The sequence below is a fragment of the Caulobacter sp. GW821-FHT09A05 genome, assembly GCF_059418465.1.
The window spans coordinates 145,095-158,804 of sequence record NZ_JBWKPX010000010.1; the positions used below are offsets into that span (position 1 = coordinate 145,095).

Sequence of the window (13,710 nt, forward strand, 5' to 3'; positions counted from 1 at the left end):
CCTAGCCGGTGAACAGCTTCACATACTCCTCGACCGGCCGCCGGGTCAGGGTGTCGTTGATATAGACCTCCACCACCCCGCCCTCGGGCCGCAACATCCGCACTCCCGCCACGCGCATACGGTCGAAGAGGCCTTCGGCGACCTTGGGCCTCAGCACCAGTTCCCGGATGTTGGAGGCGTGGGGGGCGGGCTTCAACGTCGCCAGGCCCTGGGCCTTCAAGGCCGCGAACAGCTGCTCGGCGGCGGCGAAGGCGGCGCGGTGGCGGGCGTCGAAATCGTCCAGCGCCGCCAAGACCGGCACGGCGCATTCCCAGCCCTGGTAGATCGTGCCGCCGAACCGGTGGCGCAGGTCACGGACCTTGGCGATGTCGGTCTTCGACCCGGCCAGCACGGCCCCGAACGGCGCGTCCAGGTACTTGTAGAGCGAGACATAGACCGTATCGAACAGCGCCGCCGTCCCGGCGATGTCATAGCCGGGCGGGGCCAGCAGCAGGCGCGCGCCGTCCAGGTGCATCTTGATGGTCTTGGACCTGGCGTAGGCCGAGATCTCGCGGATCCGCGCCGGGTCGACCATCTCGCCTTTCACGCGGCGTACCGGGCTTTCCAGGACGATCGCCCCAACCCGCAGCGGATAGGGGCCGTTCTCCGCCTCGTCGACGGCGGCCGTGATCTCGGCCAGGGTCGGGGCGACTCGCCCCTCGGCCAGGGCCACGAGATTCAGGCCCGACAGCAGTTGGGCGGCGTCGCTTTCATCGCGATAGAGGTGGCTTTCGCGCGGCGCGATCACCCGCGAGGCGTCGCCGGCCAGCACGCGGACCGCCAGATGGTTGGCCAGGGTTCCGGTCGCCAGGAAGGCGCAATCCTCCTTGCCCAGCAGCTTGGCGAAGCGGGCTTCCAGCTCGGCGGTCGCGCCGCCGGACAGATAGGCCTCGCGAATCCTGGGGCGCGCCTGCAGCAGTTCCAGCAGGCGCTGAGTGTTCGCGACAGGATTGGGCGGCGCCGAGTCGCCGACCAGCCAGACGCTGCGCGCGTCGGCCGGTGGAAATGGCGGCGGCGCGGCCCCAGAAGCCGTCTGGGCCTCGGCCGCCAAGGGCGCGAACGCCGCGCCGACCAGAGACATCTCGAGAAACCGCCGACGATCCATGTCCTGCCCTCACGATCCGGAACGGCGAACGGGTAGCATCGGTCGGCGAAACCGCCTCATTAAAGCTTGCCCATGATCGTGACGCCGGCGAGCGGCTTGACAGCCCAGGTTACAGGCGTAATCGTTGACGTCGGAGACCGAACGCCATGAACATCACCCAGGCCGAAAGCCGCATCATGGATGCGCTCTGGACGCGCCATCCGCTGACGGTGGACGAGATCATGGCCGAGGTGGCCGAACCCCAGGGCTGGGGCGAGGCCACGGTCAAGACGCTGATCAACCGCCTCTTGAAGCGCAAGGCGATCCGTTCTGACCGCATCGAGGGCCGCGCGCGCTACGCCCCGATCATCCAGCGCGCCGACTATGTGCAGGCCGAGAGCCAGAGCCTGCTCAACCGCCTTTTCGACGGCCAGCTGACGCCGCTGGTGGCGCATTTCGCCCAGCACCGCGCCCTGTCGACCGACGAGATCAAGCAACTGAAGACTCTGATCGAGGGTCTCGAACATGATGGCTGAACTGCTGGCCCTGACCCTGTTGCGCACCCAGGCGGCGGCCGCCGCCGCGGTGCTGCTGGTCCTGCTGCTGCGCGGCCCGATGCGGGCGATGTTCGGGGCGGGCCTGGCCTATCGCCTGTGGGCCCTGGTGCCGGTGGCGGCGATCGCCACGGTGTTCCCCAGCCTCTCCGAGACCCTGGGCTCGGGCGCGCCGCCGTCGCTGATGGGCGAGGAGCGCGCCGTGCTGGTCGTGGCCATCTGGCTGGCCGGTGGCGTCGCCCTGGCCACGGTGATCCTGCTGCAGGAGCGCGCCTTCCGCGCCCGGGCCGAGGCCGGCCGCGCCGGCCCGGCGGTCATGGGCGTCTTCTGGCCCCGCATCGTCCTGCCGGCCGACTTCTCGACCCGTTTCGACGAGCAGGCGCGCAAGATGGTCGATCTGCACGAGCGGGCCCACATCAAGCGCGGCGATCCGATCGCCAACCTGGCCATCGCCGCCGCCCAGGTCCTGGGCTGGTGCAATCCGCTGATCCACCTGGGCGCCCTGTGCGCGCGGCTGGACCAGGAGATGGCCTGCGACGCCTCGGTCCTGAGCCTGCGCCCCAACCTGCGGCGTCCCTACGCCCAGGCGCTGCTGGAGGCCCACACGCGCCGGACCGGCTCGCCCCTGGCCTGTTTCTTCGCGGCCCATCCGCTGCTGCTGCGGGTCAAGCTGCTGGCCCGGCCCGAGCCCAGCTATCGCCGCCAGACCGCCGGCGCCGCCGCGATCGCCCTGATCGCGGTGGTCACCGCCCTGGGCGTCTGGACCGTCACGCCGCGCGGTCCCCTGCCCAACCAGGAGATCTCCTGGCCTGGCCGGTTCGTCGGCGACGGCCCGGTCGACGGCATCACCCTGCCCAAGCTTCACCGCTGACCCCTCGGCCGCCGGGCGCGTCGCGCTCCTGGCTTGACGACACAGATTACATCTGTAACTTTTACGAACTACAGATGTAATCCGCGCTTGGCGCGGCGACGGGCGGGCCAGGACCATGACCTTCATTCTCAGGATGCCCGTGGCGCGCGGGCCCCGCGCCCGTCGCAAGGCGCTGGCGGTGAGGCTCTTCGACCTGGGCGTCATAGCCCTGGTCGCCTTCGCCGTCGGCCTGATGGTGATGTTCACGGTGCGGTACGAGATGCAGGTCGAACCCAAGGCCCCCGCCGCGGGCGCGCGGCTCTTCCAGGCCCGGTCGATGGCGCGGACGCGCTGGGCCAGCGTCAAGCCGCGCCTGGTCGCCCGCCTGGCCCAGCCGCACGCCCTGGAGCTGGGCCGGGTGTGGGCGCGGCGCGACGGCCGGGTCTGCGGCCTGGTCAACGGCTGGGGCAGCTTCGGCGGCCTGACCGGCATGACCCGCTTCTACGCCCAGGGCGACGAGCCGGTGTTCAAGCAGGACGGCCGCCCCGGCTTCGAGGAGGAATGGTGGGCCTGCAAGCGCGACCGCTACGTGATCATCCGCGAAGGCTCGGAGGAGACGGGCTTCTGCCCGACGAGGCTGGGGCGGCAGCGCTGCTTCGACGTGGTGTACGGGCGGTAGGCGCGGGGCCGGCCAGCGCCTGCCCTACTCCACCCGCGGCAGGACCAGCGCCACCCGCAGGCCGGGGCCGAAACCGCCGTATTCGCCCGGTCCCTCGGCCAGCTCCAGCCGGCCGCCGTGCGAGACGGCCACCGCCTGGACCAGCGACAGGCCCAGCCCCGCCCCCGGCTCGCTGCGGCTGTTCTCCAGCCGCACGAAGCGCTGAACCACCCGGGCGCGGTCGGCCTCGGGCACGCCCGGGCCGGTGTCGGTGACCGAGAACTCCAGCTCGCTCGACGAGGTGCGCCGCGCCCGCAGCATCACCGCCCCGCCCTCGGGCGTATATTTGATGGCGTTGTCGAGGATGTTGGCCAGGGCCTGGGCGATGAACTCGCGATTGCCGCGCACGCTCAGGGCCGGAACGATCTCGGCCTTGAAGTCCAGGCCCTTGTCCTCGCAACTGGCCTCGTAGAGCTCGGCCATGTCCGACGCCAGCTCGCTGGCGTCGAACACCGCCTGGTTCGGCGCCTCGCCGGCCGCCTGCAGGCGGGCGATGGCCAGCACGGCGTTGAAGGTCTTGAGCACGCCGTCGGCGTCGATCAAGGCGGTCTCCAGGGCCGCCACCGGGTCGCCCTTGCCGTTCTCGGCGTCGATCAGGGCCACCTCCATGCGCGCTCTCAATCGCGTGAGCGGCGAGCGCAGGTCGTGGGCGATGGCGTCGCCGGCGTGGCGCAGGCCGCCCATCAGCCGCTCGATGCGGTCGAGCATGTCATTGAGGCCCTCGGCCAGCTCGTCGTACTCGTCGCGCGTGCCGCGCACCTTGGCCCGCGCATGCAGGTCGCCGGCCCGCACCGCGTTCACCACGTCGACCAGGCCCTGCATGCTGCGCGAGACGTTGCGGCTGATCAGCACCCCGCCGGCCAGGCCCAGGATGATGACCAGCGCCCCGGCCCCGCGCAGGGCCCGGACGATCTTCATCACATAGCCTTCGGACTCCTGGACGTCGGCCCCCACGAACAGGGCCTCGCCGCCGCTGAGCCGCTCCTGCACCCCGCGCGCCGCGCGCTTGACCTCGGCGCCGTCGATGTCGGTCTCGGTGAGCTTGAAGGTCTCCCAGGTCGGTCCGGGACCTTCGAAGTCGTCGATCGGCGACTCTTCGATCGAGCCGGAGATCCGCTTGCCGTCCTTGTCGAGCAGCAGGTACAGGAACGGCCGCTCGCCGGTGGCGCGCTCGACGATGGTCTGGTTCAGGGCGTCGACCCCGCCCACCCGGTAGGCGGCCTCCAGGCTCTCCATCTCGCGGGTGATGTCGGCGTCGGCGCGGCGGTTCACCTCACCGGCCGTGGCGATGTAGATATAGCCCAGGAACGCGCTGGCCGCCGCCGCGAACAGGGCCAGGAACAGCAGGGTCAGCCGGAACGGCGTCGATCGGATCAGGCGCGGCAGGCGCATGGGTCAGCTCTTCTTGCCCATCAGGGCGGCGATGTCTCGGCGGCTGTCGAGGATGCGGAGGAGACGGATACCGTTTCCGTCTTCCAGAGGTTCATAGACGATCACCCAAGGCGCGACGGAAAACGACTTCGGCTCGCCCTCCAAGTCCAGGCGAAGCCTGCCGAGATGCGGTCGGCGCGCCAGAAGCCGGATGGCCGCCTCCAGCCGTTCGGTGACCGCTCTTGCCCGGGTTGCGCCGCTCTCGCGCCCGATCCACAGCGCCAATTGCTTGGCGTCGTGGCGCGCGCCGGAACTTCGCTCAATCCTCGGCCCCCGCATTCGCTACGCTATCGACCTTCCTTGCGCAGCTCTTCCTCCACCTCGGCCATGACATCTTCCATGCTCCAAGGCTCGGTCTTGCCCTCCGCGAACTCCTGGCGCGCCTCGCGCAGGCTCTCGTTGATGGCGTCGCGATTGCGCGCGATCCACGCCTCCATTTCGGCCTCGGAAAGCTCCGGGCCGAAATGCTCGTCGTCAGGAACGGGCTGGGTCAGCTTGTTCATGCCGCGAGCCTAACACGGGTCGGTCGGCGGCAAAACCAGACCGCCTCGGAGCGCCTCTACGGATCGAGCCGGTAGCCCGCCCCGCGCACGGTCTGCAGCATGGCCCGATCGAAGCCCTTGTCGATCTTCGAGCGCAGGCGGGAAATGTGCACGTCGATGACGTTGGTCTGCGGGTCGAAGTGGTATTCCCACACCTTCTCCAGCAGCATGGTGCGGGTCACCGACTGGCCGGCGTGGCGCATCATGAATTCCAGCAGCTGGAACTCGCGGGGCTGGAGGTCGATCTCCTTGCCCTGGCGATGGACCGTGCGGTTGATCAGGTTCATTTCAAGTTCGCCCACCTTGAGGGTGGTCGCCACGGCCCCCGTCTCGCGGCGGCGCGACAGGGCGTCGACCCGGGCGATCAGCTCGGCGAAGGCGTAGGGTTTGACCAGGTAGTCGTCGGCCCCGGCCCGCAGGCCGGTGACGCGGTCGTTGATCTCGCCCAGGGCCGAGAGGAACAGCACCGGCGTCTGGTCGCCCTCGCGGCGCAGGGTCTCGACCACCTCGACGCCGTTCTTCTTGGGCATCATCCGGTCGACGATCATCACGTCGAAGCCGCCCTTGCCCGCCTCGGTCAGGCCAGCCTCGCCGTCGGGCGCGTGGACACAGGCGTAGCCGGCCTCGGTCAGGCCGTGGCTCATCGCCGCCGCCGCCTCGAGATCGTCCTCGATGATCAGAATACGCATGCCCAATCCTCAGCCCTTGCCCCGGATGCACGAAAGGGCGCCACCGTGCGAATCGATGACGCCCTCTATCGTGTCGCCGTCATGTCCCGGCGATGGTGACGTGATCCGCGCGCGGGCGAAAGCCCCCCGCGCACCACCGTTACGCCATCGCCCTACGGCGCGATCTTCAGCGGCACGATCGTGGGACGACCGGCGCGGATGATCCGCAGGTTGACGCTGGGGCGTTGCAGCTTCTTGGCCGCCTCGACCGCCGACGACACCTGGGCGGCCGACGCGACCGGGTCGCCGTTGACGCTGGTCAGGACGTCGCCCTTGCGCAGGCCCTTTTCGCCGGCGTCGGAATTGGCCTTCACGCCGTCGATCAGCACGCCCCGGACGGCCGGGTCGATGCTGTAGGTGCGGCGGGCCGCCTCGTCGATCGGGACCAGGGTCATGCCCAGGGCTTCCGACTTCTGGACCTGCGGCTTGGCCGGCGCGTCGGCGCCGCCCTCGTCGCTGTCGTCGTCGTTCAGCGACAGCTCCTTCTCGGTGGGACGCACACCCGACTTGATCTCGACCGTGCGCGGCTTGCCACCGCGCAGGACCGACAGCTTCAGGGTGTCGCCCGGGCGGCCCTTGGCTACTTCGCGGGTCAGCTCGGAACCGCTCTTGATCTCCACGCCGTTGACGGCGGTGATCACGTCCTCGGGCAGCAGGCCGCCCTTCTGGGCCGGACCGCCGGGCACCAGGTCGGCGACGATCGCGCCCTTGACGTCGCCCAGGCCCTGGGCGTCGGCCATTTCCTTGGTGAAGGGCTGGATCTGGGCGCCGATATAGCCGCGGACCACCTTGCCGCCGCTGATCAGCTGCTTGGCGGTGGCCTCGGCCACGTCGGCGGGAATGGCGAAGCCGATGCCCACCGAGCCGCCGGTCGGCGAGAAGATCGCGGTGTTGACCCCGATCACCCGGCCGTAGATGTCGAACGACGGACCGCCCGAGTTGCCGCGGTTGATCGGCGCGTCGATCTGGATGTAGTCGACGAAGGTCGACGAGCTGTCGCCCAGGTCGCGGTTATAGGCCGAGATGATCCCGGCCGTGGCGGTGCCGCCCAGGCCGAACGGGTTGCCGATGGTGATCACCCAGTCGCCGACCCGCGGCTTGGCCTGGTTCTCGAAGTTGACGAACGGGAACGCCGCGCCCTTGGCCTTGGGGTCGACCACCTTGAGGACCGCCAGGTCGGTGCCCTCGTCACGGCCGACGATGGTGGCCTTCAGCTCGCGGCCGTCCTTCAGCACGACATTGATGCCGTCGTCGTCGGCGTCGGCCACGACGTGGTTGTTGGTCACCAGATAGCCATCGGCCGAGATGAAGAAGCCCGAGCCCGAGGACTGCTGCTTGGGGCCCGGGGCCTCCTCGCCGTCCTCGCCCTTCTGGCCCTTGGGCACGATGTCGAAGCCTTCCAGGCCGGGAATGCGCAGGCGCGGAGCGGCGGCGGCCTTGGAGGTCACGTCGATCTGCACCACCGCCGGCGAGACCTGCTCGAAGATGTCGGCGAACGACATCGGCGCGCCGGGCGGCGGCGCGAACATCGGCGCCCCGCTGGCCATGGGCGCGCCCGAGGTGCGGATCACCTGGGCCGGCTCCGCGGCGCCCGCGGGGCCCATGCGCATGCCGACGCCGACCAGAGCCGCGCAGGCCACGCCCGCCCCGGCCACCGCACCGACAAAGAAACCAGACTTCCTAGCAGCCATCTTACGTCTTTCCTCACCCACGGCGCGCGGCGCCGGGTCCTTGGCCTGAGAACCTAGTTGCGCTGGCGAAAGGCGCAATGGTCTTCGATGAGATCATGCGTCCACGCTCAAGATGGTCTTGCGGCGTCTTCGCGGCGCAATCGTGTCATTCGTCCTTCAACAACACCTGAAGACGCGCCTCCTCCACCTGCGAAAGCGCCGGCGTATCTTCACCGTCCGCCGTCGAGGCGGGTCGCCGGCGCAGCAGCAGCGCCATCAGCACGCCGCCCACGATCAGCGCGATCGCAGGCGTGGCCCAGAGCAGGGCGTTGCCCGCCGAGAACGGCGGCTTGAACAGCACGAACTCGCCGTAGCGCTCGACCAGGAACGCGCGAATCTGCTTGTCGCTACGCCCCTGCTTCACTTGGTCGCGCACCACCTGGCGCAGGTCGCCGGCAAGGGCCGCCTCGGAATCGTCGATCGACTCGTTCTGGCAGACCAGGCAGCGCACCTCGCGGAAGATCTCGCGGGCCCGCGCCTCCTGCGCCGGGTCGGGCAGGCGCTCGGCCGGGTCGGCGGCGGCGCCGGCCATGCAGGCGAGGGCCACCAGCGCGACAAGCATCCCCCGCCCCTTCTCCCCTTGCGGGAGAAGATGTCGGCGAAGCCGACGGATGAGGGGTCGCAGGGCGGCGACACCGCGAACGATCGAAGCGGACGGGTTTGAGAAACCCCTCATCCGACCGCCTTCGGCGGCCACCTTCTCCCGCAAGGGGAGAAGGAAAGGGAAGACCGACCTCACGCCGCCTTCTCCGCCTTGCGGGCCACGCCGAACCGCAGGCGGCGGTCCGACAGCGACACCAGGCCGCCGATCGCCATGACCAGGGGGCCCAGGAAGATCAGCCGCACCCACGGATTGACGAAGGCCCGCACCAGCCAGGCCGGCTGGCCGCCCGGGCCCGCCCGGCGCTCGCCCAGCACCACATAGAGGTCGTCCAGGACCTTGGGACAGATCGCCACCTCCGAGGTGGTCTGCTTGCCCGTGGGATAGAACCGGCGTTCGGGCCGAGCCTCGCACACCGGCGCGCCGGCCCTGGTGATCTTCACGATCCCGCGCTCGGCGATGTAGTTCTCGCCCTCCACCGTGCCGACGTCGGTCAGGGCCAGCTCGTAGGCGCCCAGCTTCAGCTGTCCGCCGACGCCCAGGGCCTGGGCCGCCTCGACCCGCCAGGTGGTCTCGAAAGACGCCCCCAGCACGAAGATCCCCAGGCCCGCGTGGGCCAGGGTCGTGCCCCAGGCGCCGCGCGGCAGGCCCGTCAGGCGGCGGCGGACCTCGGCCCAGGGGGCGCGGAAGGCCTTGACCCGCTCGGCCAGTTCCAGCAGCGCCCCGCCGATCAGCCAGAAGCCGACCACCAGGCCGGCGCTGGCCAGGGCGCTGCGCGGGGCGACGACGGCGAAGGCGACCAGGCCCAGGATCGCGGCCAGCGCCAGGGCCAGCCACAGGCGGCGCACCACCAGCCGGGCGTCGCCGCGCTTCCAGGCCAGCAGGGGGCCGGCCGGCAGGATCGCCATGGCCAGCACCATCAGCGGCACGAACGTCATGTTGAAGAACGGCGCCCCGACCGACACCGCCTCGCCGTCCGTGGCCTCGCGGATCAGCGGGAACAGGGTGCCGACCAGCACCACGGCCGTGGCCGTCGACAGGATGATGTTGTTCAGGACGATGGCGCTCTCGCGGCTGACCGGGGCGAACAAGCCGCCGGCGTTCAGGCTGGGCGCGCGCAGGGCGAACAGGAGGAAGCCCGCGCCCGCCGCCACGCCCATGATGGTCAGCAGCAGGACGCCGCGCGTCGGGTCGACGGCGAAGGCGTGGACGCTGGTCAGCACGCCCGAGCGCACCAGGAACGCGCCCAGCATCGAGAAGGTGAAGGCGGCCAGGCCCAGGAACACCGTCCAGCCCGGCAAGGCGCCGCGCTTCTCCAGCACCACGGCCGAGTGCAGCAGGGCCGAGCCGATCAGCCAGGGCATGAAGCTGGCGTTCTCGACCGGGTCCCAGAACCACCAGCCGCCCCAGCCCAGCTCGTAATAGGCCCAGAAGGCGCCCAGGGTGATGCCGACGGTCAGGAAACTCCACGCCGCCAGGGTCCAGGGCCGCACCCAGCGAGCCCAGGCCGCGTCGACCCGGCCTTCGATCAGGGCGGCCATCGAGAACGAGAACACCACCGAAAAGCCGACATAGCCGGCGTAGAGGAACGGCGGGTGGAAGGCCAGGGCCGGGTCCTGCAGCAGCGGGTTCAGCGACGCGCCCTCGACGGGAACGTCCAGCAGCCGGGCCATGGGGTTGGAGGCGAAGACGGTGTAGGCCAGGAACAGCACGCCCAGCGCGCCCTGGGTGGCCACCGCATAGGCCCGCAGGCGCGGCGGCAGGGCCTCGCCGAAGCCGGCCACGGCCGCGCCGTAGCCGGTCAGCACCAGGCACCACAGCAGCATCGAGCCCTCGTGGCTGCCCCAGGCGCCGGCCACCTTGTAGAGCATCGGCTTGGCGGTGTGGGAGTTGGCCGCGACATTGGCCACCGAGAAGTCCGACACCACGAAGGCGTGGACCAGGGCCAGGAAGGTCAGGGCCGTGCACAGGAAGGCGCCGAGCGCCGCGCCGCGACCGGCTCCCGCCAGCAGCGACGAGCGCCGCGCCCCGCCGAGCGCCGACAGGATCAGTTGCAGGGCCGACAGGACCAGGGCCAGGACCAGGGCGTAGGCGCCGAATTCGGTGATCATATGAACGCTCCCCTTCTCCCCTTGCGGGAGAAGGTGGCCTGCGAAGCAGGTCGGATGAGGGGTCGCGCGGACGGGTCCGAGAGACCCCTCATCCGTCGCTGCGCGACACCTTCTCCCGCAAGGGGAGAAGGAAGAAGAAGGCGGGCGCTCACGAGCTGGGCTTCCCCGACTCATACGCAGGCCTGGCGCCGTCCCCGCGCCACTCGCCCTGTTCCTTCAGCGCCTTGGAGACCTCGCGCGGCATGTAGCGCTCGTCGTGCTTGGCCAGCACCTGCTTGGCGACGAAGGTCCCGGACGCGTCGAAGGCGCCGGACGCGACGATCCCCTGGCCCTCGCGGAACAGGTCGGGCAGGTCGCCCTTGTAACGGACCAGGGCGGTGGCGCGCTGGTCGGCGACCACGAACTCGACCAGGCCGTCCGGATGCTTGACGACGCTGCCGGCCTTGACCAGCCCGCCCAGCTGCACCTTGCGGCCGGCCGGCACGTGGGCGGCGGCGGCCTGGGCCGGGGTGTAGAACAGCGAGATGGCGTCGCGCATGCCCCACAGGGCCAGGCCCACGGCCAGGGCCACCACCGGGGCGGCGACGGCCAGGACGGTCAGGCGGCGACGCGCCTTGCGGGACTTGGGCAGGAAGCTCATGGCTGGGTCTTCTGGGCGGGGGTCTGGGCGGCCTGGCGCAGGGCGGCCAGCACCTTGGGCTGGTCCTTGTAGCGCGCCTGGGCCTGGGCCAGGGCCGCATCGCGGCGGGCGGCGTCGCCCAGCACCGAATAGGCGCGCACCAGCTTGATCCAGCCGTCCGGATCGTCGGGATTGGCCTCGAGCCGCGCGGCCAGGCCGGCGACCATGCCCTGGATCATGTCCTGGACATCGGTCCCTTCAGGGACCTCGGCCGGCTGGCCGGCGGGGGCGGCGGGGGCGCGAAGGCCCCCGTCGGCCTGGACCTGGGCGATCTGGTGGCCGAAGCCCATGCGACGCGGGTCGTCGGCCGGCAGGTCGGCCAGCAGGGCCTTCCAATCGGCCAGGCCGCCCTGGACGTCGCCGTCGGCGATCCGGGCCAGGCCCAGGTGATAGCGGGCGCTGACGTTCTTCGGATCGCGCTTCAGGGCCTCGGCGAAGGCCTTGCGGGCGTCGGTCCCGATCTCGCCCTGCCCGCCTTCGGCCTGGGAGGCGTCGGCCACGAAGGTCTCGCCCAGGCCGGCCCACAGGTCGGCGCGGGCCGGGGCCAGGATCACGGCGCGGCGCAGGGCCTGGGAGGCGCCGGTGGCGTCGCCGGCCGCCATCCGGGCCAGGGCCAGGTTCTTCAGCGGCTCGGGATCGGTCGGCCGCTGGAGGGCGATCTGCTCCAGCACCGCGGCGATCTTCTGCGGCTCCAGCTGGACGGGGTCGGTGTTGCGCCACGCGGCCACGCGCTTGAGAAACGGCTGGTCGGCCGCGCCCGGCGCGCCCACCAGGCCGTAGACGCCGAACGCCAGCAGCGGCGCGGCGGCCGCCAGGGCCAGCACCAGCGGTCGCTGGCGCGGGTTGGCCGGCGGCCACGGCGCCTGGTGGTCGGCGGCGGCGATCAGGCGGCGGCCGGCCTCGGCCCGCGCGCCCTTCAGCTCGGCGTCGGCCAGCAGGCCGCGCTCGGCCAGGTCGTCGATCTCGGACAGTTGCCGCCGGTGCACGGCCAGGCTGGCGTCGTCGCCGCCCTTCCCCAGGCTCGCGGCCACGGACGCCCGCGCGGCGCCGCGCAGCATCAAGGCTGCGACGACGGCCGACAATCCCGCCGCGGCGATCCAGAAAGCGATCATGCGCGCGTGTTAGCGGGGAAACGGGGAAGGCCGTTAGCGAAAAAATCGCGTAAGGAACCCGGGAAGGCTACGCGGCCGCCGCCATGGCCGCGGCCGCGCGGCGGCGGACGATCTCGGCGGTCTTTTCGTCGCGGCTGTAGGCGATGTAGCCGGCGGCCAGGTCGACATAGAGCCGCGCCAGGCCCTGGTCGCCGCCGTCGCCCGTCCGGACGATGTGCAGGATGTCCTCGATGTACTGGTCCAGGCGCCCGTTCAGCTTTTCCAGCACCTTGGCGCGGCTGGAGCCGTAGCCGCTCTGCATGGCGCAGCCGCGGACCTCGGCGATGAACGCCAGCACCGCCGTCAGCCGCCGGGTCTGGATCTCGTCGGGCTCGGCCGTCAGCTGTGGCACGCCCTTGCCCTTCTTGCCGCCCAGGATCGAGATCGGCCGCAGCGGCAGGGCCGCCAGCAGTTCCTTCTCGGCGGCGTTCATCCGCGCCTCGACCACCTGGGCGATCGACTGCTTGTACTTGGCGACGCGGCGTCCCCAGGGACCATCCTTGGCCAGGTTCACCGATTGCTCCAGCTCGGTGATCTGGTGCGCGACCCTCTGGGCGGCGCCGGCGGCCTTGCGGCCCTCGGCCTCGCCCCTGGCCGGGTCGAAGGCCTCGATGAAGTCGATGTTCTTCTCGATGTCGGCCAGCACGCGCTCGCCGAACACGCCGACCTCCGACGAGGCCCAGAACTTGTCGCCCGGCCGGTCCATGACCGCCGAGATCACCCGCAGGATCCGCCAGTCGTCCGGCAGGTGGGCGGCCAGCATCTCGAACAGCAGCGGGCCGGCGTCCGGGCGGATGGCGCAGGCGTCCTTGTAGGCCAGCCGGGCCGAGGAGGCGCGCTCCTCGCTCATCTTGCTGACCCATTCCTGCAGCTTGGGCAGGGCGGCGCGGACGATGGCCGACAGCTCCAGGCACGAGGCCAGCTCGTCGATGTCGCAGATGGCGTCCAGCGCCTGGAACCCGGGCTCGGCCTGGGCCCGCAGGCCCTTGGAGGCGATCTTGCAGAGTTCGTTGAAGACCTCGGGCGGACCCTGCTCCAGGTCCCACGGATTGCAGCGCGCCGCGGCCTCCTCGACCTTCTTGGGCGCCTGCTGCCTGAGGGCGGCCCACAGCAGGGTCAGGGTGCGGGGCGGGAACGCGGTCTGCTCGGTGTCGCGAGCGGCGCACAGCGGGACGATCGGGGCCAGCACGCTGTTGCGGACATAGCGGGCGGTGACCTCGTCCTCGACCAGGCCGCGCACGGTCGCCAGCGCGCCCTGCCCGCCGGCCGGACCGGCCAGGGCGAGTTCGAGGCTGCGCAGGGCGGCGTCGGGCGCGGTTTCCACCAGCTTCCGGACCATCAGCAACTTGTTGGCGGCGATCGCTGCCATAACCCCCCACCGGACAGGCCCGCTCCGAGCCGCGTCAACCATGTCGCCAACGAGGTTAAGACTTTCCGAAACCATAAGTTTTCGCGGCGCGAACGGCAGCGTCGAAAGGTCGCTGACCGACTG

General features: G+C 70.9%; 14 protein-coding genes and 1 pseudogene. 3 read left to right on the plus strand and 12 right to left on the minus strand.

Annotation, left to right across the window (positions count from 1 at the left end; genetic code table 11):
- Position 1 precedes the first annotated feature (1 nt).
- On the minus strand, positions 2–1,144 hold the full coding sequence (locus AC07NX_RS11950) for a threonine aldolase family protein (protein ID WP_494641997.1): 1,143 nt from the start codon (positions 1,142–1,144) through the stop codon (positions 2–4).
- Between the two features lie 146 nt (positions 1,145–1,290).
- On the opposite strand from AC07NX_RS11950, the gene AC07NX_RS11955 reads away from it, so the two are divergent.
- The 3 genes from AC07NX_RS11955 (at position 1,291) to AC07NX_RS11965 (ending at position 3,206) form a co-directional block, all read left to right on the plus strand.
- Positions 1,291–1,659, plus strand: a complete 369-nt coding sequence (locus AC07NX_RS11955; RefSeq protein WP_035078147.1) for a BlaI/MecI/CopY family transcriptional regulator — start codon at positions 1,291–1,293, stop codon at positions 1,657–1,659.
- On the plus strand, positions 1,649–2,548 hold the full coding sequence (locus tag AC07NX_RS11960; protein WP_494641999.1) for a M56 family metallopeptidase: 900 nt from the start codon (positions 1,649–1,651) through the stop codon (positions 2,546–2,548). The genes AC07NX_RS11955 and AC07NX_RS11960 overlap by 11 nt, the downstream gene beginning before the upstream one ends.
- Positions 2,549–2,663: 115 nt before the next feature.
- Positions 2,664–3,206 (plus strand): hypothetical protein, encoded by a 543-nt coding sequence (locus tag AC07NX_RS11965; RefSeq protein WP_494642001.1) that lies wholly within the window; start codon positions 2,664–2,666, stop codon positions 3,204–3,206.
- Between the two features lie 24 nt (positions 3,207–3,230).
- Here the strand turns inward: AC07NX_RS11965 and AC07NX_RS11970 are convergent, their stop codons facing one another.
- The 11 genes and pseudogenes from AC07NX_RS11970 to AC07NX_RS12020 all read right to left on the minus strand — a co-directional run bounded on the left by AC07NX_RS11970 (position 3,231) and on the right by AC07NX_RS12020 (position 13,587).
- Positions 3,231–4,637, minus strand: a complete 1,407-nt coding sequence (locus AC07NX_RS11970) for a sensor histidine kinase (RefSeq protein ID WP_494642003.1) — start codon at positions 4,635–4,637, stop codon at positions 3,231–3,233.
- A 3-nt stretch (positions 4,638–4,640) separates the two neighbouring features.
- Positions 4,641–4,955 carry a type II toxin-antitoxin system RelE/ParE family toxin gene (locus AC07NX_RS11975; RefSeq protein WP_494642005.1) on the minus strand — a complete coding sequence of 105 codons (315 nt, stop codon included), beginning with the start codon at positions 4,953–4,955 and terminating at the stop codon, positions 4,641–4,643.
- Between the two features lie 8 nt (positions 4,956–4,963).
- Complete coding sequence (locus tag AC07NX_RS11980; RefSeq protein ID WP_494642006.1) at positions 4,964–5,179, minus strand: hypothetical protein; 216 nt, start codon at positions 5,177–5,179, stop codon at positions 4,964–4,966.
- A gap of 56 nt (positions 5,180–5,235) precedes the next feature.
- Positions 5,236–5,907, minus strand: coding sequence for a response regulator transcription factor (locus AC07NX_RS11985; protein ID WP_035078135.1), 672 nt, complete (start codon positions 5,905–5,907; stop codon positions 5,236–5,238).
- Between the two features lie 152 nt (positions 5,908–6,059).
- Positions 6,060–7,637 carry a trypsin-like peptidase domain-containing protein gene (locus tag AC07NX_RS11990; RefSeq protein ID WP_494642008.1) on the minus strand — a complete coding sequence of 526 codons (1,578 nt, stop codon included), beginning with the start codon at positions 7,635–7,637 and terminating at the stop codon, positions 6,060–6,062.
- 145 nt (positions 7,638–7,782) lie between these two features.
- Positions 7,783–8,238, minus strand: coding sequence for a cytochrome c-type biogenesis protein (locus AC07NX_RS11995; RefSeq protein ID WP_494642076.1), 456 nt, complete (start codon positions 8,236–8,238; stop codon positions 7,783–7,785).
- A gap of 173 nt (positions 8,239–8,411) precedes the next feature.
- Positions 8,412–10,388 carry a heme lyase CcmF/NrfE family subunit gene (locus AC07NX_RS12000; protein WP_494642010.1) on the minus strand — a complete coding sequence of 659 codons (1,977 nt, stop codon included), beginning with the start codon at positions 10,386–10,388 and terminating at the stop codon, positions 8,412–8,414.
- A 10-nt stretch (positions 10,389–10,398) separates the two neighbouring features.
- Positions 10,399–10,509, minus strand: a pseudogene (locus AC07NX_RS12005) (hypothetical protein); the annotation flags it as partial.
- 27 nt (positions 10,510–10,536) lie between these two features.
- Positions 10,537–11,028: a cytochrome c maturation protein CcmE gene (ccmE, locus tag AC07NX_RS12010; RefSeq protein ID WP_494642012.1), complete on the minus strand. Its 492-nt coding sequence runs from the start codon at positions 11,026–11,028 to the stop codon at positions 10,537–10,539.
- Positions 11,025–12,179 carry a c-type cytochrome biogenesis protein CcmI gene (gene ccmI, locus AC07NX_RS12015; protein ID WP_494642014.1) on the minus strand — a complete coding sequence of 385 codons (1,155 nt, stop codon included), beginning with the start codon at positions 12,177–12,179 and terminating at the stop codon, positions 11,025–11,027. Before ccmI ends, ccmE begins: the two co-directional genes overlap by 4 nt.
- Before the next feature lie 67 nt (positions 12,180–12,246).
- The gene (locus AC07NX_RS12020) at positions 12,247–13,587 is read right to left on the minus strand and encodes a hypothetical protein (RefSeq protein WP_494642016.1); all 1,341 of its coding nucleotides are present in this window, start codon (positions 13,585–13,587) and stop codon (positions 12,247–12,249) included.
- Between the last annotated feature and the right edge of the window lie 123 nt (positions 13,588–13,710).

What these genes read in the sequence shown, in the direction of transcription:
- AC07NX_RS11995 (WP_494642076.1), bottom strand. Translation starts at nt 8,238, where the DNA reads ATGCTTGTCGCGCTGGTGGCCCTCGCCTGCATGGCCGGCGCCGCCGCC.
- ccmE (WP_494642012.1), bottom strand. Translation starts at nt 11,028, where the DNA reads ATGAGCTTCCTGCCCAAGTCCCGCAAGGCGCGTCGCCGCCTGACCGTC.
- AC07NX_RS12020 (WP_494642016.1), bottom strand. Translation starts at nt 13,587, where the DNA reads ATGGCAGCGATCGCCGCCAACAAGTTGCTGATGGTCCGGAAGCTGGTG.
- AC07NX_RS11965 (WP_494642001.1), top strand. Translation starts at nt 2,664, where the DNA reads ATGACCTTCATTCTCAGGATGCCCGTGGCGCGCGGGCCCCGCGCCCGT.
- AC07NX_RS11985 (WP_035078135.1), bottom strand. Translation starts at nt 5,907, where the DNA reads ATGCGTATTCTGATCATCGAGGACGATCTCGAGGCGGCGGCGGCGATG.
- AC07NX_RS11960 (WP_494641999.1), top strand. Translation starts at nt 1,649, where the DNA reads ATGATGGCTGAACTGCTGGCCCTGACCCTGTTGCGCACCCAGGCGGCG.
- AC07NX_RS11980 (WP_494642006.1), bottom strand. Translation starts at nt 5,179, where the DNA reads ATGAACAAGCTGACCCAGCCCGTTCCTGACGACGAGCATTTCGGCCCG.
- AC07NX_RS11950 (WP_494641997.1), bottom strand. Translation starts at nt 1,144, where the DNA reads ATGGATCGTCGGCGGTTTCTCGAGATGTCTCTGGTCGGCGCGGCGTTC.
- AC07NX_RS11990 (WP_494642008.1), bottom strand. Translation starts at nt 7,637, where the DNA reads ATGGCTGCTAGGAAGTCTGGTTTCTTTGTCGGTGCGGTGGCCGGGGCG.
- AC07NX_RS12000 (WP_494642010.1), bottom strand. Translation starts at nt 10,388, where the DNA reads ATGATCACCGAATTCGGCGCCTACGCCCTGGTCCTGGCCCTGGTCCTG.
- AC07NX_RS11975 (WP_494642005.1), bottom strand. Translation starts at nt 4,955, where the DNA reads ATGCGGGGGCCGAGGATTGAGCGAAGTTCCGGCGCGCGCCACGACGCC.
- ccmI (WP_494642014.1), bottom strand. Translation starts at nt 12,179, where the DNA reads ATGATCGCTTTCTGGATCGCCGCGGCGGGATTGTCGGCCGTCGTCGCA.
- AC07NX_RS11955 (WP_035078147.1), top strand. Translation starts at nt 1,291, where the DNA reads ATGAACATCACCCAGGCCGAAAGCCGCATCATGGATGCGCTCTGGACG.
- AC07NX_RS11970 (WP_494642003.1), bottom strand. Translation starts at nt 4,637, where the DNA reads ATGCGCCTGCCGCGCCTGATCCGATCGACGCCGTTCCGGCTGACCCTG.